General features: G+C 72.0%; 22 protein-coding genes. 14 read left to right on the top strand and 8 right to left on the bottom strand.

The window, feature by feature from the left end; translation table 11 throughout:
- Window positions 1–31: 31 nt before the first annotated feature.
- From ZF1_RS27665 to ZF1_RS27655, 3 genes are all read left to right on the top strand, one after another.
- Window positions 32–670, top strand: coding sequence for a DUF305 domain-containing protein (locus ZF1_RS27665; protein ID WP_281010830.1), 639 nt, complete (start codon window positions 32–34; stop codon window positions 668–670).
- Window positions 671–1,021: 351 nt separating this feature from the next.
- Window positions 1,022–1,549: a hypothetical protein gene (locus tag ZF1_RS27660; protein ID WP_179763231.1), complete on the top strand. Its 528-nt coding sequence runs from the start codon at window positions 1,022–1,024 to the stop codon at window positions 1,547–1,549.
- Window positions 1,550–2,002: 453 nt separating this feature from the next.
- Window positions 2,003–2,677 (top strand): hypothetical protein, encoded by a 675-nt coding sequence (locus ZF1_RS27655; RefSeq protein WP_179763230.1) that lies wholly within the window; start codon window positions 2,003–2,005, stop codon window positions 2,675–2,677.
- 278 nt (window positions 2,678–2,955) lie between these two features.
- Here the strand turns inward: ZF1_RS27655 and merB are convergent, their stop codons facing one another.
- Window positions 2,956–3,483 (bottom strand): organomercurial lyase, encoded by a 528-nt coding sequence (merB, locus tag ZF1_RS27650; protein ID WP_179763229.1) that lies wholly within the window; start codon window positions 3,481–3,483, stop codon window positions 2,956–2,958.
- Between the two features lie 50 nt (window positions 3,484–3,533).
- Window positions 3,534–4,934 carry a mercury(II) reductase gene (gene merA, locus ZF1_RS27645; RefSeq protein ID WP_308292795.1) on the bottom strand — a complete coding sequence of 467 codons (1,401 nt, stop codon included), beginning with the start codon at window positions 4,932–4,934 and terminating at the stop codon, window positions 3,534–3,536.
- Window positions 4,935–5,133: 199 nt separating this feature from the next.
- Here merA and ZF1_RS27640 point away from each other — a divergent pair, with 199 nt between their 5' ends.
- The 7 genes from ZF1_RS27640 (at window position 5,134) to ZF1_RS27610 (ending at window position 10,182) form a co-directional block, all read left to right on the top strand.
- Window positions 5,134–5,499, top strand: a complete 366-nt coding sequence (locus tag ZF1_RS27640; RefSeq protein ID WP_253066745.1) for an ArsR/SmtB family transcription factor — start codon at window positions 5,134–5,136, stop codon at window positions 5,497–5,499.
- A gap of 659 nt (window positions 5,500–6,158) precedes the next feature.
- On the top strand, window positions 6,159–6,569 hold the full coding sequence (locus ZF1_RS27635) for an ArsR/SmtB family transcription factor (RefSeq protein WP_179763226.1): 411 nt from the start codon (window positions 6,159–6,161) through the stop codon (window positions 6,567–6,569).
- Window positions 6,562–8,757 carry a heavy metal translocating P-type ATPase gene (locus ZF1_RS27630; protein WP_308292794.1) on the top strand — a complete coding sequence of 732 codons (2,196 nt, stop codon included), beginning with the start codon at window positions 6,562–6,564 and terminating at the stop codon, window positions 8,755–8,757. The genes ZF1_RS27635 and ZF1_RS27630 overlap by 8 nt, the downstream gene beginning before the upstream one ends.
- Window positions 8,754–9,014 (top strand): hypothetical protein, encoded by a 261-nt coding sequence (locus tag ZF1_RS27625; RefSeq protein ID WP_179763224.1) that lies wholly within the window; start codon window positions 8,754–8,756, stop codon window positions 9,012–9,014. Before ZF1_RS27630 ends, ZF1_RS27625 begins: the two co-directional genes overlap by 4 nt.
- A gap of 24 nt (window positions 9,015–9,038) precedes the next feature.
- The gene (locus ZF1_RS27620; RefSeq protein ID WP_179763282.1) at window positions 9,039–9,161 is read left to right on the top strand and encodes a methyltransferase; all 123 of its coding nucleotides are present in this window, start codon (window positions 9,039–9,041) and stop codon (window positions 9,159–9,161) included.
- A 304-nt stretch (window positions 9,162–9,465) separates the two neighbouring features.
- Complete coding sequence (locus ZF1_RS27615) at window positions 9,466–9,768, top strand: methyltransferase family protein (protein ID WP_374210111.1); 303 nt, start codon at window positions 9,466–9,468, stop codon at window positions 9,766–9,768.
- A 174-nt stretch (window positions 9,769–9,942) separates the two neighbouring features.
- Window positions 9,943–10,182 carry a transposase gene (locus ZF1_RS27610; RefSeq protein WP_376772752.1) on the top strand — a complete coding sequence of 80 codons (240 nt, stop codon included), beginning with the start codon at window positions 9,943–9,945 and terminating at the stop codon, window positions 10,180–10,182.
- 92 nt (window positions 10,183–10,274) lie between these two features.
- On the opposite strand, the gene ZF1_RS27605 is transcribed toward ZF1_RS27610, so the two are convergent.
- The 3 genes from ZF1_RS27605 to ZF1_RS27595 form a co-directional block, all read right to left on the bottom strand.
- Window positions 10,275–10,868 carry a recombinase family protein gene (locus tag ZF1_RS27605; RefSeq protein WP_179763221.1) on the bottom strand — a complete coding sequence of 198 codons (594 nt, stop codon included), beginning with the start codon at window positions 10,866–10,868 and terminating at the stop codon, window positions 10,275–10,277.
- Between the two features lie 248 nt (window positions 10,869–11,116).
- Complete coding sequence (locus ZF1_RS27600; protein ID WP_281010845.1) at window positions 11,117–12,541, bottom strand: phenylacetate--CoA ligase family protein; 1,425 nt, start codon at window positions 12,539–12,541, stop codon at window positions 11,117–11,119.
- A complete protein-coding gene (locus tag ZF1_RS27595) occupies window positions 12,538–13,167 on the bottom strand; it encodes a class I SAM-dependent methyltransferase (protein ID WP_100877393.1) in 630 nt (209 codons plus the stop codon). Before ZF1_RS27595 ends, ZF1_RS27600 begins: the two co-directional genes overlap by 4 nt.
- 154 nt (window positions 13,168–13,321) lie before the next feature.
- Between ZF1_RS27595 and ZF1_RS27590 the strand changes: the two genes are divergently transcribed.
- From ZF1_RS27590 to ZF1_RS27580, 3 genes are read left to right on the top strand one after another with little or no spacing between them, the layout of a single operon-like run.
- A complete protein-coding gene (locus ZF1_RS27590; RefSeq protein WP_208622880.1) occupies window positions 13,322–13,693 on the top strand; it encodes an ArsR/SmtB family transcription factor in 372 nt (123 codons plus the stop codon).
- The gene (locus ZF1_RS27585; protein ID WP_100877370.1) at window positions 13,686–15,680 is read left to right on the top strand and encodes a heavy metal translocating P-type ATPase; all 1,995 of its coding nucleotides are present in this window, start codon (window positions 13,686–13,688) and stop codon (window positions 15,678–15,680) included. Before ZF1_RS27590 ends, ZF1_RS27585 begins: the two co-directional genes overlap by 8 nt.
- A gap of 50 nt (window positions 15,681–15,730) precedes the next feature.
- Window positions 15,731–16,960: a cytochrome P450 gene (locus ZF1_RS27580; protein WP_100877391.1), complete on the top strand. Its 1,230-nt coding sequence runs from the start codon at window positions 15,731–15,733 to the stop codon at window positions 16,958–16,960.
- A gap of 82 nt (window positions 16,961–17,042) precedes the next feature.
- Here the strand turns inward: ZF1_RS27580 and ZF1_RS27575 are convergent, their stop codons facing one another.
- From ZF1_RS27575 to ZF1_RS27565, 3 genes are all read right to left on the bottom strand, one after another.
- Window positions 17,043–17,582 (bottom strand): signal peptidase II, encoded by a 540-nt coding sequence (locus ZF1_RS27575; RefSeq protein WP_100877369.1) that lies wholly within the window; start codon window positions 17,580–17,582, stop codon window positions 17,043–17,045.
- A gap of 189 nt (window positions 17,583–17,771) precedes the next feature.
- Window positions 17,772–18,383 carry a cadmium resistance transporter gene (locus ZF1_RS27570; protein ID WP_100877368.1) on the bottom strand — a complete coding sequence of 204 codons (612 nt, stop codon included), beginning with the start codon at window positions 18,381–18,383 and terminating at the stop codon, window positions 17,772–17,774.
- A 657-nt stretch (window positions 18,384–19,040) separates the two neighbouring features.
- On the bottom strand, window positions 19,041–22,100 hold the full coding sequence (locus tag ZF1_RS27565; protein WP_482638789.1) for a Tn3 family transposase: 3,060 nt from the start codon (window positions 22,098–22,100) through the stop codon (window positions 19,041–19,043).
- Window positions 22,101–22,314: 214 nt separating this feature from the next.
- Here ZF1_RS27565 and ZF1_RS27560 point away from each other — a divergent pair, with 214 nt between their 5' ends.
- Window positions 22,315–22,920, top strand: coding sequence for an IS5 family transposase (locus ZF1_RS27560; RefSeq protein ID WP_337826736.1), 606 nt, complete (start codon window positions 22,315–22,317; stop codon window positions 22,918–22,920).
- Window positions 22,921–23,029 lie beyond the last annotated feature (109 nt).

Raw genomic sequence — 23,029 nt, 5'->3', positions numbered from 1 at the left:
TCACGACCGGTCACATGCAAGGGAGTCCACCATGAAGATCAAGAAGATGGCGCTCGCCACGACGGCGGTCACCGCGGCCCTCGCCCTGTCCGCGTGCGGCGGTGGGGAGGCCACCGGCTCGGCCGGCCAGGCACCGCCCGCGCCGACCTCGTCCGCGGCGGGCCAGCAGGTTTCCGCCGATCACAACGAGGCCGACATCGCTTTCGCCCAGGGCATGATCCCGCACCACCGGCAGGCGGTCGACATGGCCAATCTGGCGGCCGACCGTGCCGAGAGCGACCAGGTCAAGCAGCTCGCCACCGCGATCCAGCAGGCGCAGGGTCCCGAGATCCAGCAGCTGCAGGGCTTCCTCGCCGCATGGGGCGCGCCCGAGTCCGGCGGCATGCCGAACATGAGCCAGGAACACAACATGCCCGGGATGGAGCAGAACGGCATGTCCGGGATGTCGGGCATGATGAGTGATCAGCAGATGCAGCAGCTCGAGCAGGCATCCGGTGTCGAGTTCGACCGGATGTGGCTGCAGATGATGATCGCTCACCACGAGGGTGCCGTGCAGATGGCGCAGACGGAGCTGCGCGACGGGCGCAACCCGGAGGCGAAGGCGCTCGCCCAGACGATCATCGATGCCCAGCAGACCGAGATCACTCAGATGCAGGAGATGCTCGGCTAACAGCGCGACTCGGCGGCGGTGCGTCCGTCATCGGCGACGGCCGCCCACCGCCCGACCCATGCGCACGTGCGACGGCGTGATGGGGCCGGTGTGGCTCGGTGCGTCGCCGTACGTTCTGTGGTGCCCACTGGGGCCGCTCAGCGGCGCGGGCCCTCGTCCCGCGCCGTAGCCGGGAACGGCACGGCCGGAACACCACCTCAGGTTGTTCGCGTCGACTTCCCGGCACGGTCTCTCAGCGTTGTCACAGGGCCCAGAGGGAGAGTGGTGGGCATGGCAGCGGTCGCGCAGTCCCGAACGAGGACCGCGTGCGTCGGCGGCGTACCGCAGTCGCGAGGCGCCATGACCTGTGGTGTGATCGCCACGGTCGGGGCGGCACTGGTGGTTGATGTGCTCGCCGGCGAACACCCGATCCACACCCTTGCCCTCGTGGTACTGGTCGGGGCCGTCACCGGGCTGCGCCGGTGGATCGCGCCGCGATTCCGCGGTCTGTTGAGCCTTCTCAACGCGACCATCGTCGCCCAGCCCGCCCTGCATCTCGCGGGCAAGTGGCTGGGGCGCTCGGCTGAAGGATCTGGGCTTGAGTGGCCGGCACCGGCTGGTGTCTGGCACGGCCTCGTTCCGGATGGGGTGACCGGAACCCAGCTCGCCGCCACTGTGCTGATCGTCGCGATGGTCCTGATCTGCGGCGCTGCCGCGGACCTGGTGGTCGGCTACTTGCGAGCGCGATTTCCCCGCCTGGCCCAGCGCAGCCGATCGGTGCGACGCCCCGGCGTGCGCCTGCCCCGGGTGCGCCGACACGGATCGATGCTGCGTTGGTGCGGTTGGAGGTTGCAGTCAGCTCGTCGGGGGCCCCCGGGCGCTGGGGCTCCCGGCTGCTGAGTGCTCTCGCGACGCTCGGTCGCCGCCCGGGGCTCAGTGGCCGGACGGGCTCTGCACCGACTGCGCCTTCGACACCCTCTGAGCAGCGACCACGCGGGAACCGGGTAACGCCGCTCAGAACCGCGGCTACCGGCCGGCATCATCCTTCGCCAGAGTCGAACGGGTCGCGACCCGCACCCCGCAGCCGAGGCTGAGGCACACCTCGACGCCATCGCTGACTGCCTCGCCCCAGCCCATCGCACACGTCGCTGTCGTCCGACCGACTCGCAAATGGCTAGGCCGGACAGCCACGACCCCACCTGAGATCACGGGCCACGTCGCAACGGTCGCCGGTATCGGCAGCCACGAGGCCGTCGCGGATCACCGCCTGCCTCTCAACCTTCGCCCGCTGCTGCCCCATCCTCCTCGGATCCGGCGGCCGCTCGCGGGTATCGACAACATGGAGCAGCATTCATGCACGACGACTCTGACCGCTTCCGCTGGATACGAGACACCGTGCTCTCGGTCCTGCGGAGCGATTCACTGCTGAACGGACAAGGTCGCCGGCAGGTTCTCAGCCGGGCAGGTCGCACATCGACGCCCCAGACGACGTCACTGCTGGTGACCTGGACCGGTGCTCCCGGCTTCAGTCCCGACATGCTTCTCGACCGGTTCCTCCTCAGCCTCCACGACACCGGCATGCCAACCGGCTCCCTCGGGTCCCGACATGTCCTCGACCACGCCACCGCCGTCCTCCGCGGCGCGGCGCTCACCGCGGACAACGGCATCACCTTCTCCGTGGTTCGCACGGGCCGCTGGCTGGAGCAGTCCGCCGTCGTCGAGCACGGCCTCGAGCTCGTCGCGTTCGACGCTCGAGTGCCGCGCGCGGAACTCGACGGCCGGCTGCCAGCCGAGAGAGGCGTCCCTGCCACGCCAGGCTCGACTGCCAGTACTGGAACCGAGCCGGCCCATCTCCGCTCGGCTGACCAGTCCGCACCGGTCAGGGACGAGGTCACGCCACGCGAGCCCGTTGCGCCGTCGGTGTCGAGCAGCACAACTGGACGAGCTGGGTCTGAGCATCGCGCGGCGCGGCTGCTGCGGCGGCGTATCGGCTCTACCAACGCACACGATCCGCGAGGTACATCGTGACCGGAACACAGCGACTCCCGGCCCTGTGCGGAGACGCGCTCGGCCGATGGCGACGGGCTACGGCACGCACCCAGCAGCAACGATCGCGACTCCAGGTTCGCAGGCGCGCAGACGGCCGCATCGTGCGGCCCGTCCGATTCCGCGGCGACACGTACTACCAGGTTCTGCGCGGAGCCGACAAGTCTGGAGCCAACGGGTCTCGGCAATACCCGTGATCGGACCACCGCACCCCTTGTCCGGCGGAGGATCGGGCTTCGACCCGCGCCGCGGGCACAGCATCAGCGACACCACGCCTGTTCAATACCCTGAGGGGGTATGACACTTTGGGGTCCTGCCGTATCTCCTTGGAGATAGGACTGTGTCTCGATCAGCTGCAGTGCGGTGACCCCGCTGTCGGGATCGACGCTGAGCGCCACGAGCTCGCCGCTGCCCGGAGTGGGGGAGACGACCTGCGCGGGGCGGCCCAGCACGGTGGGGAAGATCAGGGTGTCCAGGGCGCACCAGGTGTAGAGCGCCTGGCCAGCGACGGTGAACTGGTGCGGGGTCTCGCGCAGGGTGATGCCGTGCCCGACCACCGCGCCGTGCTCGTCGTACTCGGTGTCCGAGAGCCCGGCCAGTCCGTCGCGGACCTCCCCGGCGCCGCGCCCGGTGGTGTGGGCGAGGTCGTCGACGGTGACCGGATGCCCGCGGGCCAGCTCACGCAGCAGCGCCGGCCACAGCCAGCCCATCGCGTCCCCGGCGGCGCCGGGAGTGGAGCAGATGGTCTCGCTGAGCCGGGTGGCGAGATGCTCGGCGTCGATGCTCATGACAGAAACGTCCCTTCCGACGAGGGGATCGGGGAGGGGTGGGCTGGGGGTCAGGCGCAGCAGGAGGTGGGCATCTGGTTGCGGAACTGTCCGGCGGCGATGCGCAGGCCCTCGGCCATGGTCAGGTACGGCGCCCAGGTGTCGGCGACGTCGTCGACGGTCATGCCGGCGGTGATCGCGTAGGTGGCGGCGAGCATGATCTCCCCGGCCGCCTCGGCGGCCGCGTGCACCCCAAGCATCCGCCCGCTCTCGGCGTCGGCCACCACCTTGATCACCCCGCGGGTGTCGCGGTTGGCCAGCGCCCGGGGCACATCGGCCAGGTCCAGCACCCGGCAGTCGCAGCGGTACCCGGCGGCCAGCGCCTGGGTCTCGCTGAGCCCGGCGGAGGCCAGCTGGGGACGAGTGAACACGACCGCGGGCAGCCCGGTGTAGTCGACGATGGCCGGGCGGGGCCCGGCGGCGTCAGTGGCGTTGAGCGCCGCCACGCGTCCGGTGGCGGCGGCAACGTAGACGTACTGCGGCGCCCCGGACACGTCCCCGGCGGCGAACACCCGCGGGTTGGAGCTGCGCTGGGCCTCGTCGACGGCGACGAAACCCCGCTCGTCGGTCTGCACCCCCGCCGCGTCCAGGCCCAGCCCGTTGGTGCGCGGGGTGCGCCCGGTCGCGACCAGCAGCCGGGCCCCGCTGGCGCGCTGCCTGCCTCCGGTCACCACCGTCGCCTCGCCGGTACCGACGTCGACCTGCACCGCCCGGTCCTCGATGACGGTGATCGAGTCGTCGGCGAACACCCGGCGCAGCGTGTCAGCGAGTTCGGGCTCAGCCGTCGGCGCGAGGCGTCCCACGAGGGTGACCTGGGCGCCGAGGTGGGCGAACAGCTGGGCCTGCTCCATCCCCACATAGCCTCCGCCGATGACCACCAGCGACTCGGGCAGCTCGGTCTGCTCCATCGCCGTGGTCGAGCTCAACCAGTCCACCTCGTCTAGGCCGGGCAGCGGCGGGCGGGAGGGCTCGGACCCGGTGGCGATCAGGTAGGCGTGCGCAGCCAGCGGTTCATCGTCCACGAGCAGGGTGTCGGGGTCGGCGAAGCGGGCGTGCCCGGGGCGGACCTCGAAGCCGTGGGCGGCGGCTACGTCGGCGTACTTGGCCTGGCGCAGCCGTCCGGTCAGCTCGTCCTTCTGCTCCACCAACGCGCCCAGGTCCACCGGCCCGGACGAGGTCGGGGCACCGGGAAACGGGTTGCCCAGCGCGCCGTGCCGCGCCCCGGCCGCGGCCAGCAACGTCTTCGACGGCACACACCCCACGTTGACGCAGGTCCCGCCCAGGGTTGCGTGCTCGACCAGCACCACGGTCTTGCCGGCGCCGCGGGCGGCAATCGCGGCGGCCATCGCCGCCCCACCCGAGCCGATCACCACCAGGTCCAGCGCTGCGGTGTCCTCCACGTCGTCGTCCACGTCGGGGCCTCCTGACCTCCGTTGAGCTCGTCTGAACCGTCCAATCCGGCTAGACGAATACATGCTAGCGTAGTGGCATCCGTCAAGGCGGATGCATGACACGATGGAGGGAGCGCAGCGGATGGTCACCAGCTCGAGGACGGCACCAGGCCCGCCGACCGAGCCGGCCGCGCAGACAGGCGGCGAGGTCCCAGCACCGGTGGCGGGCGCCGAGGTGTCGGCGCCCCCGCTGCTCGGGCAGGCCGGCGAGCAGGCGGGGGTGGTGGCGAAGTTCTTCCGCGCGTTGGGTGACCCGACCCGGCTGCGGCTGTTGGAGTTCCTGCTCGCCGGCGAGCACACCGTCAGCGAGTGCGTCGCGCACGTCGGGCTGGCCCAGGGGCGGGTGTCGACGCACCTGGCGTGTCTGGCCGACTGTGGCTACGTCGCGGTGCGCCGCGAGGGCCGGTTCTCCCACTACCGGGTGGCCGACCCGCGAGTGGCCGACCTGGTGGTGCTGGCCCGCTCGCTGGCCGCGGACAACTGCTCCGCGCTCTCGGCGTGCGCGCGCATCGACCCCCGCCCCTGACTCGATCCCGCCCTGACCTCGCTGGGGACCAGGATCCTTCATACCTGCCGACCGACCCGACCGCGGCCCCACCAGCGGCTCCGACACCGAACGCGCCGACACCGAACACACCGAGGTCGAGCGCGCTGGCGGGGCCCGCGGCGTTTGGGTGTCGCCGCCCTGCTCGTGCGGCTGGTGATGTTGCTGCGCGGGGCCGGCGTTGCTCGCCGCCGGGGCGCTAGGAGCGGCCGGCTCCGAGCTCGCCAATCCCTGGCTGATCGGCGCTGGCGTCGTGCTACTGCTGGTTGCGCTAGACCGGGCCCTGCCGGATCGACCGCCGCAGTCGTGACGGCCGCGACCATGGGATGTCTGACTCTCGGGAAGTCGACGGGCCTTGCGGTGTCGGATGCGGTGACCCCGCGACCCCGCGGTCAGCCGTTGCCGGGGTCGGCCAGGTCAATGAGTTGCCACGGCCGGGCCAGGTTGTCCTCCAGCCCCTGCGGAGACGAAACGCGCGCGCCGCACCGCGTGCCGCTCCCGGGAACGCGTCCTCACCGACCGCGAGGACGGCCTGGCCCTCAATTTATCGCCGGTCCAGTCGTTGCGGGTCGAGGATATCGAGTGCGCCGGACCTTCGGGAAGCACTACCCAAACATATCGATGGCCGTTAGAATGTTTGTATGGCCATGGATGACGCATGTGACCTGCTCTGTCTCGATCTTCCGCACGCCGAACGGATCCGTGCCGCACTGCCGGACAGCACTCGTGTCGAACCGGCGGCCGGTATGGCCCGCGGGCTCGGGGATTCCACCCGGCTGCGGATCGCGGCCGCCCTTCTCCAGGGTGCCGAGCTGTGCGTGTGCGACACCGCCTGGGTCGTCGGTGCGTCGCAGGCCCTGGTGTCACATCACCTGCGCCAGCTGCGCACGGTCGGGGTTGTGACCTCGCGCCGGGACGGCCGGATGGTGATGTACCAGCTCTCCGACCGGGGACGCGCCGTCCTGTCGGTGCTGGTCGAGGTCGACAACGGCACAGCCGTCGACACCGATGGCGACGGCGACGCGGTGCTGGAAGGAGCGGATCGTGTCTGAGTCCGGCACTGCACCCGCACCCGCGAACGACAGCGCTGCCGGGGGCGACGAGGGGCCCGGCCGTATCTGGCAGGTCCGTGAGCTGCAGCTCGCCGCGGTCGCTGCGGTGCTACTCGCCGCCGCCTGGGTGATCGATCTCGTCGCCGGTGGGCCGGCGCTGCTGATCGGCGGGGTCGAGTTGGTCGCGGCCGTGGTCGCGGCGTCGACGTTCGTGCCCGACGCGCTACGCAATCTGCGCCACGGCCGGATCGGTGTCGGCACCCTGATGACGATCGCCGTGATCGGCGCCGTCGCACTCGGACAGATCGCCGAGGCCGCCCTGCTCGGGATCCTGTTCTCCATCGCCGAAGGGCTCGAGCACCATGCTGTGACCCGGACCCGCCGCGGCCTGCGTGCCCTGCTCGGGCTGGTCCCCCCGACCGCCTCGGTGCTGCGTGACGGCGACGAGGTCACCGTCTCCCCTGACGACCTCGTCGTCGGCGACGTCCTGATCGTGCGCCCCGGCGAGCGGGCCGCGACCGACGGCACCATCCGGACCGGGCGGACCAGCCTGGACACCTCCGCGATCACCGGTGAGTCGGTCCCGATCGAGGCGGGACCGGGTGACGACCTCTACGCCGGGACGATCAACGGCGGTGGCGCGATCGAGGTCGTGGTCAGCGCCCCGGCCTCGGACAGCTCGCTGGCGCGGATCGTGCACATCGTCGAGCAGGCCCAGGAGCGCAAGGGCTCCGGTCAGCGCCTCGCCGACCGGATCGCTCGCCCGCTGGTTCCTGCGATCATGGTCCTGGCCGTTCTGATCGCCGGGCTGGGCGCGCTGTTCGGCGACCCGGTGCTCTGGCTCGAACGAGCCCTGGTCGTGCTCGTGGCTGCGTCACCGTGCGCGCTGGCGATCTCGGTACCGCTGACCGTGGTCGCCGCGATCGGCGCGTCGAGCCGGCACGGCGCGCTGGTCAAGGGTGGTGCGGCGCTGGAGGAGCTCGGCCGGATCCGCGCCGTCGCCCTCGACAAGACCGGCACCCTGACCCGCAACAGTCCCGAGGTGGTCGAGGTTCTCGCCGCGCCCGGCGAGGACCGCACCGACGTGCTGGCCACCGCCGCCGCGCTGGAATCCCGGAGCGAGCACCCGCTGGCCCGGGCGGTCCTCACCGCCGCCGAGGCGGCACCGTGGTCGGTCGCGGTACGGCCCGCCGACGACGTCACCGCCGTGCCCGGGCACGGCCTGATCGGCGTCCGCGACGGGGTCGAGCTGCGGCTGGGCAGGCCCGGCTGGGTCGACGCCGGCCTGTTGGCCGAGGACGTCGCGCGGTTGCAGGACCAGGGGGCGACGGTCGTACTCCTCGAGCGCGGCGGCACGCTGCTCGGCGCCGTCGCCGTCCGGGACGAGCTGCGCCCCGAAGCCGTCGAAGCCGTTCGCCGCATGCGCGCGCTCGGGATTGACGTCGCCATGCTCACCGGCGACAACCGGCGCACCGCGGCCATGCTCGGCCAGCAGGCTGGGATCGGCGTCGTGCACGCGGAACTGCGCCCGGAGGACAAGGCTCGTCTGCTGCCCGAGATCGCCCGGGGTCGCCGGATCGCGATGGTCGGTGACGGCGTCAACGACGCCCCGGCGCTGGCCACCGCCGATGTCGGCATCGCGATGGGCGCCATGGGCACTGACGTCGCCATCGAGACCGCCGACGTCGCGCTGATGGGTGAGGACCTGCGCCACCTCCCGCAGAACCTCGCCCACGCCCGCCACGCGCGCACGATCATGCTGCAGAACGTCGGCTTCTCACTGCTGATCATCGGCACGCTGATCCCGCTCGCCGCGTTCGGCGTCCTGGGCCTGGCCACCGTCGTCGTGATCCACGAGGCCGCCGAAGTGCTGGTTATCCTCAACGCCGTCCGCGCCGCGCGGACACGGCCCCTGCCCGGTCTGACCGCCGCTCCGGCCACCTCGGGGCGACACCACATCGCGGTCGAGCCCGCGCCGGAACCGGACGACCCCTGCTGCGCGCCGGCACCCCGACCGGCCACACCCCACACGGTGGCCACCGGACCGTCGCCGCTCGACGCCGATCCGGGATCCGCTCCGGCACAGCCGCCGCACCAGAGCGGTTGTGCGGACGGATGCGCATGCTGCAGCCCCGAACCGTCCGCTGCTGAACAAGAGATACAGGCACACCAGAGGTCTCACCCATGACCACGGCCGACCGGGCGGCACGGCTGGCCAACACCGTCCTCACGGTTGCCGTGATCCCGCTTCTTCACCGGATGCAGAACGAGCTCGACCGCAACGGAACCCTGCGGCGGGGAACCCAGATGATGATGTGGGCTGCCTACGCGACGTTCGGAGTCCTGCTCACCGAGTCCCTCGCCCGCCACCGCGACGTGCCGACCGGCCGCCGCGGGACGACTCTCGCAGGAGCCGGCATGACGCCGTTCGACAGCCCGCAGTAGCTCAACGGCGGCGAGACCGGTGAGCTGATCACCAGTGGGATCTACCACTACAGCCGCAACCCCCGGTACACGGGCTTCGTGGCCGCCACGGCCGGGCTCGCCGTCGCCCGAGGCTCACCGCGGCCGCGCTGCTGGCCATCGAACTGACCGTAGTGATGCGCGCCTGGGTAGCGGTCGAGGAAAGCCACCTCCGGCGACAGTTCGGAACGGCCTACGGGCGCCTGTGCAGCCAGGTTCCGCGTTGGATCGGCGTTCGGTCATAGGGGCGGGGTCTCGCGTCCCGCCCTTGGGCTCTGAACATGTGACCAGGGGGTCAGCACCATGCTGGTACAGCATCTACGGGCGATACTGCTCGGTCCGGTAACGGTCACGATCACGATCATCATTCCACTGGTGATCGTAACGATCATGGGTTCCGCTCCGGGTCGATCTCAGTCCGGTACTCGGCTACCTGGCCCTGACTGCCGGCGCCCTGCTGATCGCGGGCGGTGTCGCGATGCTCGCCTGGACGATCAGGCTCTTCGCCCGGGAGGGCGAGGGAACATTGTCGCCACAGGACCCACCGCGCACCCTGGTAGTGCACGGGCCCTATCGACACGTGCGCCACCCGATGTTCAGTGGAGTCCTGGCTATCCTCGTCGGCGAGACGATCGCAACGCGGTCCCTGAGCCTCCTGGCATGGCTTGTCGTGTTCGCGCTCTTCGTCACCATCATGGTCCCCCGTGTTGAGGAACCGCGGCTAGCCCGCGGCTAGCCCACCGGTTCGGCGACGGCCACGCGCGCTATCGGGACAACGTCCCGCGCTGGATACCCCGCTTACAGCCCTGGGACCCCTCACCGCCGCGAAAGCCAACCGAATGATCCGGGAACGTCTGCTCACGTTGCCGGCGCGCTAGGTAGGGCGTGTCTCCGAAATAGGTGGGTCGGGGTGCGCGATGCTGTAGCGGTGTCGCGCACTGCGGTCCTGACCGACGTTCAGTGGGCCCGGCTGGCCCCGCTCCTGCCCTCGTCGGAGGGTCGTCGCGGGCGCCCGTTTCGAGACAACCGTCGAGTACTCGAGGGCATCATCTACCGATACCGGTGCGGCCTGGCCTGGCGGGATGTCCCGTCCGAGTTCGGGCCGTGGCAGACGTTGTGGAAGCGGCACCGCCGCTACTCCGGCCCATGAGGAACAACGGAACGGGTTCCATCGGTAGCGCTGGCGCGGTCGCTACTGGGCCCGGCACTCCGCGAAGCTGACCCGAGGGGCAGAGCAGGACGTCAGGACGCGGACGGTGCAGCTGGGCGTGCGCGCTCGATCGCCCGGTAGACGGTGGAGCGGGCGACGGAGAACAGCTCCGCGAGCTCGGCGCTGGTATGCGCGCCGGCGTGGTGCAGCTCGACGAGGTGGGACTCCTGGCGCGGGCTGAGCTTGGGCTTCTTGCCACGCAGCCGGCCCTTGGCGCGGGCGACCTTCATGCCCTCCCGGGTCCTCATCTTGATCAGGTCTGACTCGAACTCGGCGACCATGGCCAGCACGTTGAACAACAATCTGCCGACCGGGTCGGTCGGGTCGTGGACCGACCCGCCGAGGCTGAGCTTGACCTCGCGGGCGGTGAGCTCGGCGACGATGTCGCGGGCGTCGGGCAGCGACCGGGCGAGCCGGTCGAGTTTGGTCACGACCAGCACGTCGCCGCCGCGGCACGCGGCCATCGCCTCGCGCAGCCCGGGCCGGGCCCGGTTGGTTCCGGTCAGGCCGTGATCGACGTAGATCCGCTCGGGCGCAACGCCGAGGGTGGTGAGGGCGTCGCGTTGGGCGGTGAGGTCTTGTTCGTCGGTGGAGACCCGGGCGTAGCCGATCAGTAGTCCGCTCACCGTGCGAGTGTCCCAGTAAGCGCCCCTTCATCGGGCATTTCATCGGGCGGGTCTTACGGGAATCGCCGAGCAGCAGCGATCTTCGGTTCGCGGGCGGGGCCGGGGTGTCCCGGTGGGGGTTCGGTCTACGAGACGAGGTCGCGATCCGTGCGCCGCGACGCCTGCGTCGTCGACCGGAGAGAAGATCGTGAGAGGGTACGGCCGAGCAGCCGAGAGCGCATGGTCGGTCGACGCCACGTGTGGCGTGGTCAGCCCGGTGTGTCGGCCAGCGGTTGAACCAGTCGGTACTTGCCGCCGGTGGCGGGTTGGGGGAGCTGCTCGGCGCGTCGAACGGTGATCTGGGCGAGGCCGTGGGCGGCGAGCAGGTCGGTGAGTTCGCGGTGCACGTGGGCCCAGGCCTGCTGCGGGGTGGCGCCGGGTGCGGGCTGGATTCGCACCGAGAGCTCGGTCGGGGAGATCTGCAGGATCTGGAACAGCGCCACGGAGGGCAGCCGGTCCAGGCGGGTCGAGAGGGTCAGCGGGGTGAGTGTCACGGTGGTGCCGTGGGTGGTGGGGAGGGTGAGTAGGTCCGCGGTGCGGCCCTGCACCCGGATCGCGGGCAGTGGGCTGCCGCAGTCGCAGGGGTCGGGGCGGGCCAGGACGCTGTCGCCGAGGTCGTAGCGCAGGATCGACTGGGCCCGGTTGGCCAGGTTGGTCAGCAGCACGGTGTGGGACTGCTGGCCGGGCGGGGTGGGCCGGTGGTCGGCGTCGACGGGTTCGAGGATGGCCCAGTCGGCGTTGACGTGCAGCCAGCCGTGGTGGCAGCTGTAGGACAGGAACGGGCACTCGGTCGCGGCGTAGGAGTTGCCCACCGCGGAGCCGAACGCGGTGGCGATCCGCGCGATCTCTGGGTCGGGCAGGCCTTCGGCGGCGAGCGCGACCAGGGCGGGGCGGATCCGCAGCCGCCCGGCCTGTTGTTCGGTGGCCAGCAGCGCCGCGGTGGTGGCGTAGGGGGCGAGCACGGCGGGTGGGAACGCGTTGAGCTGGGTCACCAGTTCCGGCAGCGGGGTGTGTACCGACAGCGCCTGGACCCGGCGGCGGCCGCGTCTGGTGCGGCGCAGGCGGGCGGCCGCGGCGGTGGAGGCGAAGTGCCCGCCGGTGGCGGTGACCATCGCCAGTCGTCCCCGCCCGGCGATCAGCCGGGGCAGCGCGCTCGCGTTCAGCCAGGTGCTGAGCATGCGCGAGCTCAGCGCGGTGGTCACCGCGAGTGCCCGCTCGTCGAGCAGGAACATCCCCCGCGTGCCGGTGGTACCCGACGTGGTCGCCACCGTGTAGCCGGCTCGGGAACCGCCGCGGTAGCCGGGTGGGATGGCGAGGAACGGCTGGCCGATCTGGGCGGGGTCGGCCACGAACGCCTGCACCCGCTCCCTGCTCGCGCGCGGGTCGGTGACCCAGTCGTCGAACCGTGCCATCAGTGCCGCCTTGCTGGTGACCGGCAGCAGGCGCGGGTCCTCCACCCGGCCGGGCAGGTCCTGGTAGAGCTCGCGGTACACGCTGCCGTGGCCGCGGGCGAAGTCCACGAGCTCGGCCAGGCGGGCGCGTTGGCGGGCGTCGATCGCCTCCGGGCCGTGTCGGTAGGTCCGGCGGGCGTCGAGCAGCAGCCGCAACGCCCCGTCCTCGCCGGCGGGGCTCACCGCGGTGCGGCGTCGCTGTACGGGCGCTGGGCCACCCCGAGCAGGTAGTGCCCGCGAACCCGGGTGCGCCACCGGGACCCGACCTGCAGTCCCTGGCGCTCCAGTTCGGCGACGAACTCGCTCGCGGTGAACCGGTCCTCGGTGGGGTGGTCGAACAGCCACCGGTAGCCGCGGGTGGCCAGCGCGGCGGCGGTGACCTCGTCGAAGTAGAACCGCCCGCCCGGCTTGAGCACCCGAACGATCTCCGCCAGCGCCGCTCGCCAGTCCGGGACGTGGTGCACGATCGCGAAGTCGAACACCGCGTCGTAGCTGTTGTCCTCGGCGTCCAGGGCGGTGCGCAGGTCGGTCATGTCGCCGGTGGCCAGCCGCACCCGCTCCCCGTAACCAGCCAGCCGGCGCTTCGCCCGAGTGACCATGGCCGGGTCCAGGTCGATCGCGTCCACACGAGCCGCGGCGAACCGGCGCAGGATCAGCTCGGTGCCGTACCCCGCCCCGCACCCCACCTCGAGCACCCGCGCGTCCGGGGATAGTGCCCCGCCCAGCCGCAGCAGCGTCGGGGTCTCGTAGAACCGCTGCAACGCGCGCCGCGGCGGGCTGTTCACCAGGGCCGTTTCCACCCGGTTCATCAACACGACAGACCTCCCAGTTATCGACGATATGCGGTTACATCGTTGGCTAGCGATGGATACCAGAGGTGTCGCGGCGGTGTCCAGGGCTGCGACGATCGAGGGCGTCGAAAAGCTGGCGCCGAACATGGGCCACATGCGTTATCATCGCCGCATGACGATGCCAGATGCGGTGGCGGTGTCCCCGCGCCAGGAGTTGATGCCGGCTGCGGCGTTGTTCCACAGCCTGTCCGACCCGACCCGGCTCGCGATCGTGCAGCACCTCGCCCGGGGCGAGGCGCGGGTGGTGGATCTGACCGAGCGGCTCGGGTCGGCGCAGTCGACGGTGTCGGCGCACCTGGCGTGCCTGCGCGACTGCGGCCTGGTGATGGGCCGTCCGGAGGGCCGGCAGATGTTCTACTCGCTGACCCGCCCGGAGCTGCTGGACCTGCTCGCCGCCGCGGAGAGGTTGTTGGGGGCGACCGGGTCGGCCGTGGCGCTGTGCCCGAACTTCGGTACCGGCACCGTGGGGGTGCGCGGTGAGTGACGCGTGCGGGTGCGGCCCCGATGAGCCCCGCGTCGACGCCGAGACCGGTGAGGTCGTGGCGGAGCGGGAGCCGGAGCGGTTGTGGGAGGTCTCCGAGCTGCGCGCCGCCGCGGTGGCCGGGGTGCTGCTCGGCGCGTCGCTGGTCGTGGGCTGGTCCGGTGGGCCGGCGCCGGTGGAGCTCGCCCTGCAGGTCCTCGCGCTAGCGGTGGGGGCGTGGACGTTCGTGCCGTCCACACTGCGCCGCCTGGCCAAGGGCAAGATCGGGGTAGGCACCCTGATGACCATCGCCGCGGTCGGCGCCGTCGCGCTCGGCGAGGTCGGCGAGGCCGCGATGCTGGCGTTCCTGTTCTCCATCAGCGAGGGCCTGGAGGAGTACTCGATCGCCCGGACCCGCCGCGGCCTGCGCGCGCTGCTCTCGCTGGTCCCCGAGCAGGCCACCGTGCTGCGCGGCGGCCTGGAGATCGTGGTCGCTCCGGGCGAGCTGCGGGTCGGGGACACCATGCTGGTGCGCCCCGGGGAGCGCCTGGCCACCGACGGGACCGTCGGGACCGGGCGGACCGCGCTGGACGTCTCGGCGATCACCGGGGAGTCGGTGCCGGTCGAGGCCGGCCCCGGCGACGAGGTGTACGCCGGGTCGATCAACGGCACCGGCGTGCTGGAGGTGCAGGTCACCAGCACCGCCGCGGACAACTCGCTGGCCCGGATCGTGGCGATCGTGGAGGCCGAGCAGTCCCGCAAGGGCGCCGCGCAGCGCCTCGCCGACCGGATCGCGCGTCCACTGGTCCCGGGCGTGCTGGTCGCCGCCGCACTGATCGCCGTGGTGGGCAGCGTGTTCGGTGACCCGCTGGTGTGGATCGAACGCGCGCTGGTCGTGCTGGTCGCCGCGTCACCGTGCGCGCTGGCGATCTCGATCCCGGTGACCGTGGTCGCCGCGGTCGGCGCGGCGAGCAAGATGGGGGTGCTGGTCAAGGGCGGCGCCGCGCTCGAGGCCCTGGGCGCCGTGCGCCAGGTCGCCCTGGACAAGACCGGCACCCTGACCCGCAACCGGCCCGTCGTGATCGAGGTCGCCACCACCGGTGGCGCCACCCGCGAGCAGGTCCTCGCGCTGGCCGCCGCGCTGGAGGCGCGCAGCGAGCACCCCCTGGCCCGCGCGATCCTGGCCGCGGTCGACCAGCCCACCCCGGCCGCCGACGTCGAGGCCGTGCCCGGCGCCGGGCTCACCGGCCGCCTGGACGGGCGTGCGCTGCGGCTGGGCCGGCCGGGCTGGATCGACCCCGGTGACCTGGCCGGGCCGGTGCGCGGCATGCAGGAGGCCGGGGCGACCGCGGTGCTCGTCGAAGCCGACGGGACGGTCCTCGGCGCGGTCGCCGTGCGCGACGAGCTGCGGCCCGAGGCCGCCGAGGTCGTCGCCCACCTGCAGCGCGACGGCTACCGGGTCGCGATGCTCACCGGGGACAACCACGCCACCGCCGCCGCGCTCGCCGCGCAGGCCGGCATCCGTGACGTGCACGCCGAGCTGCGACCTGAGGACAAGGCTGCACTCATCGCGACGATGCGCGCCGAACGGCCCACCGCGATGGTCGGCGACGGCGTCAACGACGCCCCCGCGCTGGCCACCGCGGATCTGGGCATCGCCATGGGCGCGATGGGCACCGACGTGGCCATCGAAACCGCCGACGTCGCCCTGATGGGTGAGGACCTGCGCCACCTGCCCCAGGCCCTCGACCACGCCCGACGAGCCCGGCGGATCATGCTGCAGAACGTCGGGCTGTCGCTGGCCATCATCGTCGGACTGATGCCGCTGGCCCTGCTCGGCGTGCTCGGCCTGGCCGCGGTCGTCGCCGTGCACGAGCTCGCCGAGATCCTGGTCATCGCCAACGGGGTGCGCGCCGGCCGCACCCGCGCGCTGTCTCCCACCGCCGCCACGGTGCTCCCGCCGTCGGCGCCGACGCGCCCGCAACCGCTCGACGCCGCACATCGCGGCTGATGCCGGTGAACACCGGACGGATTCCCGAGGTTGAGGGGTAGGTGCAGGACGTGGTGAGGGACCAGACGCTGCAGCTGCTCCGTCAGGGGTACCGCTGGGCCGGCGGGCTGCGGCCAGACCCCCCGACGGCCCCGTGGGCGGTACCGACCCGGCTGCTGGGCCGCCGCGCGGTGCTGATCGGCGGCCCGGCCGGGGTGCGTCGCTTCTACGATCCGCGGCTACGCCGCCGCGGGTCGCTGCCGGCCCCATTGAAGCTGGTGCTGTTCGGCCGGGACACGGTGCACGGCCTCGACAATGCCGAGCACCACCACCGCAAGGCGCTGTACCTGCGGGTGCTCACCGCCGACGCGGTGGCCGACCTCGGTCGGTGTGCCGAGCAGGAGTGGCAGGCGGTCACCCGGCGCTGGGCGGGCGGGGCGCCGGTGCGGCTGTTCGACGAGGCCGTGCAGGTCCTGGGCGCGGCCGTGCTGCCGTGGGCCGGGATCCCGATGGCGTCCGCGGAGCTGCCCCGGCGGGCGCGGCAGCTCGCCGACATCGTCGACGGGTTCGGCACGCCGGGGCGGCCCTTCGCCCGGGCCGCCCTCGCCCGCGCGCGGCTGGGCCGGTGGGCGGCCGGGCTCGTCCGCCGGGCCCGCCTCGGACAGATCCACCCGGCGCCCGGTACCGCGCTGCACGCGGTCGCGACGGCCCGGGACCTGCGCGGGCGGCCGTTGCCCGCCCGCGTCGCCGGCGTCGCACTGCTCAACTTCGTGCGCCCAACCGTGGCCGCGGCCTGGTACGTGGCCTTCGCCGGCATGGCCCTGCACGAGCACCCCGAATGGCGCCACCGCCTCGCCGACACCGAGCCCGACCAGGGCGCTGTCGCCGCGTTCGCCCAGGAGGTGCGCCGGCGCTACCCGTTCGTGCCGGTGCTCGCCGCCGTGGCCCGCGAGGACCAGGACGTCCTCGGCGTCCCGGTCCCGCGCGGCGGGCTGGTGGTGCTCGACGTGCACGGCACCGACCACGACCCGACGCACTGGCCCGACCCCGACCGCTTCGACCCCGACCGCTTTCTCGCCGGCCCGGTCGACCCGGACACCCTGGTACCGCAGGGCGGTGGCGACGTGGCCACCGGGCACCGCTGCCCCGGCGAGGACGTCGTGCTCACCATGATCGCCGTCGCCACCCGCACGCTCGCCCGGCTGGACTACACGCTGCCACCCCAGGACCTCGAGGTCGACCTGTCCCGGGTCCCGACCCGCCCCCGCAGCGGCGTGCTCCTCACCCCCACCGCCCGCTGACGCATCGCACCCGGCCCGCGCATCACCCTGGTCGCCGCAGTGTCGGCGGCTGGTTCGGGTGCGCGGTCGCCAGGGCCGCCGCTCACGAGGTGCCGTGGGGTTCACGAGGTGCCGTCCGAGGGGGGCGGCCCTGGTCTGCCGATTCCTGCTCCGTGGCGTGTCCTGCGACGCTGCGGTTCTCGGTGCGCCACGACGCCCACAGCAGGGCGAGCACCCCGAGGGTGATCGCGGTGTCGGCCAGGTTGAACGTCGGGAACCAGCCCAGCCACAGGAAGTCGGTGACCGCGCCGTCCCCGGCCCGGTCCACGATGTTGGCCATCGCACCGCCCAGCACGAGGCCCGCCGGCACCGGCGGGCGCAGCCAGCCGGCGACGATCGCGACCAGCACGCCACTGGTGATCACCCCGGCCAGCGCGAGCACGGCCCAGGTCGGCAGCCCGTCGCCCAGACTGAACGCCACCCCGGTGTTGTAGCTGAGCTGTAGGCGCCCGATCCCGAGGTCTACCGGCGCGCCGGGCAGTCGGGTATCGGCCAGCCACTTGGTCACCACATCGACCAGGACAGCGACCGCCGCCGTGACACCGGCCGTGGCGACCGAGCGTGATCTCGGCCAGGCACTCATCGGCGCGACTCCGCCCGATCGCTCGGGTCCCCGTCCGACCTCGCACCAGCGACAGCAATCGGCATAAGGCGATGATAAACGGCGGAGCCGATGACAGCGCACCGGCTCCGTCTCGCCGCGGAGAGGCGGTGCCGCCAGCAGTACGCGGATGCGCCGCCTCAACAGACCGCAGCCGCGGCACGCCGGCACCTACAGGCCGAAGGCGCCGCCCTCGACCAGGATGACGATGCCCAGACCGATCAGCACGATCGGGAACAGCACCTGCTCCCAGCGCTCCAGCACCTCGGCGATCGGTTTGCGGGTGGCGACGAAGCGCGCCGCGGCGACCAGCACGGCGACCAGGGCGAGGAACACGATCGAGTAGGCGATGATGCCGCCGGTGCCGACGGTGGCGAAGACCGGTACGTAGACGCCGATGTTGTCCCCGCCGTTGGCGAAGGTGATCGCGGCGATGGCGGGCACGCTGAGCGCCTTGCCGCTGAGCTTGCCCTCGTCGTCATCGTCGTCACCGTCACACCAGGACCGCCAGGACCGCCAGGCCGCGAGCAGGCCCAGGACCAGCGGGATCAGGCCGAAGTACGGGATGACCTCCTCGGGCAGGAAACTGCGCGCGCCCAGGGCGACGAGCACCGCCGCGGCCAGGATGGCGCCGAAACCGAGGTACTGACCACCGAGGATCCTGGCCGTGGTCCCCGGGACGCCGGCACCTCGGGCATAGAACAGCGACAGCACGATGACGTCGTCGATGTTGGTGACCATGAACAGGCCGATGGCCTGCAGGGTCCACGTGAGGGGTTCCATGGCTGCTGCCTTCTTGGTGGTCGCCGACATCGTTCGGTCGGCGAGAGTCGGCCGCCGGGGAGCGGGCGGTACGGCGGTTCGGGCACGCCGCTCCAGCGGAGCGTGGTCCCGGTGAGCTACGACATGACATGCCGACCGAGCGGTGGGGCACCGCGAGCGGGGTGAGGACCGCTACGGCGGCGCCGGCGCTCGCGCGCGGTCCGACACGCTGTCAGCGTTCCGGGCACGTGACGCAGCGCGGGCGTGCTCGTGTGACCCAGAAACGGCAGACGAGCCGTGAATACGCTGAAGACGCTTGGTCGGGCACGCAGCATCGTCATACGACGATGCTATCATCGTCCGCCGCTGTCATAGTCAATAGCCGATGCAAATTCTCGCCGCGCTTTGCCGGCGTCGACCGGCCGCCGGGTACCTCGCGCTGCAGCGTGGACAGCGGCGTGACAGGTCAAGGCGCGATCGTAGGTCGGCGCCTGCGGACCACCGTCACCGAGAACCGGTGACGGTCGGTCACAGCGGTTTAGTGTCCTCCGGTGCACAGCACGATCAGCAGCATGAGCGGCGGCGACGATGTGGACCTGGGGTCGACCTGCCGGAGCCGCCATCACGTCAGCACTGCGCGGCGCGATGTCGGCGGCTCGACGCCCGGTAGAGCGGCGGTCAACGGTCCTCGTCCTCGTCGCCGGTGTCGGGATCGCGCAGCGTACGGCGGGTCCCGGCGAGGTCGGGGAGCTGGAACGAGTAGTGCCCGTGCACGTTGAGGTGACGGCGCATGTAGGGCGAGAGCCGTACAACGTCCTCGCCGCGCACTGGGCAGCCCTCCTGGCGCAGTTGGGCGAGGGCGGCATCGAGGTAGACGGTGTTCCACAGCGTGATGCAGTTCAGGACCAGCCCGAGCGCGCCGAGCTGGTCCTCCATGCCCTCGTGGTAGGCGCGGCGCAGATCGCCGCGGCGGCCGTGGAAGACGTGCCGGGCCAGGTCGTGGCGGCCTTCTTGCAGGTTGCGCATGCCCTTGATCTCCGCCCGGTACGGGGCTTGATCGACATACGACAGCACGTGCAGGGTCTTGAAGATCCGCCCGTAGTGGGCCAGGGCCTCACCGAGCTGGGTCGGGTTGCCGCCGTGGGCGAGCATCCGCAGCACGTCGTGCGCGCTGACCGCGCCGGTGTGGATGGACCCGGCCAAGCGCAACAGGTCGGGCCAGTGCGCCCTGACCCGACCGAGGTCGATCTTCCCGCGGGCGGCGGTGGCGAGCGGGCCATAGTCCGCGCCCGGGTTGATCCGCCACAGCTTCGCGTCGGGCAGGTCGGCCAGCTGGGGGCGGTAGTCGAACCCGAGCAGCCGCATCAGCCCGCACACCATGTCGCTGTACGAGCCGGTGTCGCTGATGATGACCTCCGGGCGCCGCCCGCCGTCCTGCCGGTAGATCAGGTCGATCACGTGCAGCGAGTCACGCGGGGTGCCCGACACGACCAGCCCGGCCAGCCCGACGGCCTGGTCGTTGACCAGATTGAGCAGCGTCACCCCGCGCCTGCGCCCGAAGTAGCGCGGGTTGGGACGGGCGTCGATGCTGCGCACCGGCACCACGAACCGGACACCGTCCACCGCCGCGAGCAGCCCACCACCCCACGCCTGGGCCAGCGGAATGTCGGCCTGAGCGGTGATGAGCGGGGCGTTCGCTGCGGCGTAGGTCTCCGCGCGCAGGTAGTTCTGGTCGACGTGGCTGATCCGGTGCCGGGTCAGCGCCGCCACTCCGGGGCTGAGGACCGGCGTGAACCCGACGTTGAGCGCGTGCGCGGTCAGCGCGGCCGCCACGCTCACCGACAGGTCGTCCAGGCGGGCCTGGCCGCCCGAGGCCGGAGTGAACGCCGCCGCGAACTCCGGGTGCCAGGACATCACCTCCAGCACCACCTCGCCGATGTCGACCCGCGGGAGCATCGCCTCGCAGCGGCGCCGCAGGTCGGTCAGGCTCGGCGGATCGGAGACGGCGTCGATCTTCCCGGCGTGCAACCGGCCTTGCTCGTCGATGGAGACCTCGGTGTTGGCGATCAGGCGCCCCGCGACGTGGCGCAGCGCGGCGTCGAGGTCGCTCGCGTGCTCGGCCAGCAGCGGGTCGGAATCGTGCGGGAGCTGCAGGGCGTTGAGCACCGGGCCGCGGGCGGCCTCCCACGCCGGGCCGTCCAGCAGCTGCGCGCGCGGGTCGGCCCAGCGACCGGAGGCAAGCGCGAAGATGTCGCGGCGGCGCAGCCGATGGTGAAATAGCTCTAGTACGCAGAATACGTAGCCGGCCCGGTTCACCGTGGTCTCCGGTCGCCCGGGGGTGAACACCACCCGCGCCCAGCCTGGCGGGACCAGGTCCACCGCGACCTTGCGGGCGTCGAGGTACCCCGCCGGTACCCGCGCCGTCGGGCGGGCATCGAGCAGGTCCGGCAGGGCGCGCAGCGCGTCGAGGACGGGGGTGGCCTCGGCGGTGGCGTCGAACCGAATGGCCGTGCACAGCATCGGCAGGAACGGGCGCACCACCGCATAGCGGTCGGCCAGGGTCGCCCGCCACTGCGTGTCGGGATCTGTGCCCGGGGCCGGTACGACGTCGGTGATGTTCGCGACCGCGGTGCGCAGCTCGGCCCGGGAGACCACGTTCTCGATCGCGTCCCAGACCAGCTCCAGCGTGATCTCCGGGCCCCATGTCGTGGCCTCGAGTAGTACCCCGACCGCGGCGGCCAACTTCCCGGCGTCGCGGCTGACCCGCGGATACCGCCGGGCCTGCTCGTCACGGGTCTGGCGTTGCGCACGGGCCAGCAGCTCGGTGGTCATCAGCACGTCGAACAGCTCCACCGCATCGTCGGTGGCCCTGGCCTGCAGCCCCACGACCGTGGCCAGCAGCGTCGCCAGCCGGCGGGCGTAGGGGTGGCGGCGCAACGCCGGCGCCTTCCCCGCCATGCCGTAGCGGGCCAGCTCGATCACCCGCCGCCGTGGGACCGCCCCCAGCTCGATCTGACCGACGCCGATCGCGGACAGCTCGCTGACCCGATCCAACGCCGCTGCCATCGCGCGGCCCGACGCCCGGGTCGGGCCCCGGCGCAGCCGTTCCAGCTCCGAGGTTCGTGCCCCGTCGGGGATCTCCAACAGCAGATCCAACGCAGCGGCCTGCGACGCGGTCAGCGGGGCGGCCAGGGTGTCCCACAGCCGCGCCATCGCCGCGTCCCGGACCCGGGCCACCAACCGAGCCAGGGTGGACACCCCGGGCAGCAGCACCCGGTGCTCCCGAAGCCAGACCACCGCGCCGTCGAACAGCGCCTTCGGGCCATCCCCGGTGGTCCACGCCCGGTCATCCACCCACCGCGCAAGCTCCTCGGCCGCCGCGGTGAACTCGACGAACCCGTACGCCTCGCGGATCTGCGCTGCGTGCTCGAGCCGGGTCATCTCCCGGACCCGGTAGTCCTTCACACACGACGGATCAACGATGTCGAGCTGCTCGGCTAGGTAGTCCACGACCTCGGTCGGAACATCGGTCGGATCGGCCAGGAACCGGCCGATGAACAGCAACGTCGTGAGCTGCACCGCGAACCCCAGCCGGGTGTGCGGCAGCCGCTTCGCCTCGACCAGAGCGCGGGCCTTGTCATCGAGCAGGAAGCAGCGGTCCAGCTCCGCCGTCGACGGCGGTCTCGCGTAGCAGCCGTACGTCGCGGCCTGCGCGTCGGTGAGGAACTCGACGGGCACGGAGAACCCCCAGCACGCCACGGACTCGAACGTCGAGCCCAGACCGTTCCCCGAACGCGGCGACGCTACCGCGAGCCCCGGGCTGGCGCCGCTCTACCGATGGATCCCGTTCCGTTGTTCCTCACGGGCCACTCCGGCGATGGCACCTGGGACCACGTTCTCGCGGCTCTGCTGACCGACGCCGACACCGCCGGGATCGTGGACTGGGCGGTCAGTGTGGACTCCACGATCCTCCGCGCCCACCAACACGCCGCGACCCTGGCCCGCGACACAGGGGGCAGGATCGAATTACACGAATCTGCTCGCCGAGCCCGGCGATCACGCCTTGGGTCGGTCTCGCGGCGGGCTGTCGACGAAGATCCACCAGCTCGTCGATGGTCACGGCCGGCCGCTGGTGGTCCTGCTCGGACCGGGCCAAGGCGGGGACTCGCCGATGTTCCCGCACCTGATGGCGCATCTGAGCATCGCGCGAGCGGGCCCGGGACGTCCCCGAACACGGCCGGAACGACTGCGCGCTGACAAGGCCTACTCCTCGCGCGCGATCCGCCGCCATCTACGCGAGCGGCGGATCGTCGCCGTCATTCCCGAGCCCGCCGACCAGCAAGGACACCGCAAACGGCGAGGGGCACGCGGCGGCCGCCCGCCCGCGTTCGACCGCGCCGATTACCGCAATCGCAACGTCGTCGAACGCGGGTTCTGCCACGTCAAGCAGTGGCGCGGGCTGGCCACCCGTTACGACAAGCTCGCGCTGACCTTCCGCGGCGGCGCCGTCCTGAAGGCGATCGTCACCTGGCTCCGCGCTTTAGGAGACACGCCCTAGTGGTGTCGGCGCTGGGGCCAGGGACCGTGACCGGCACGCTGCTATCCGCCGCTTGCGCTGGAGCCACCGGCTGGCAGCTCACCAGTCCGACATGGGCGGCAGGATCTCG

This window comes from Pseudonocardia sp. ZF1 (genome assembly GCF_056835605.1).
Note: the sequence above shows the minus strand (reverse complement) of the source record. Positions and strands in the feature narration are given on the sequence as shown.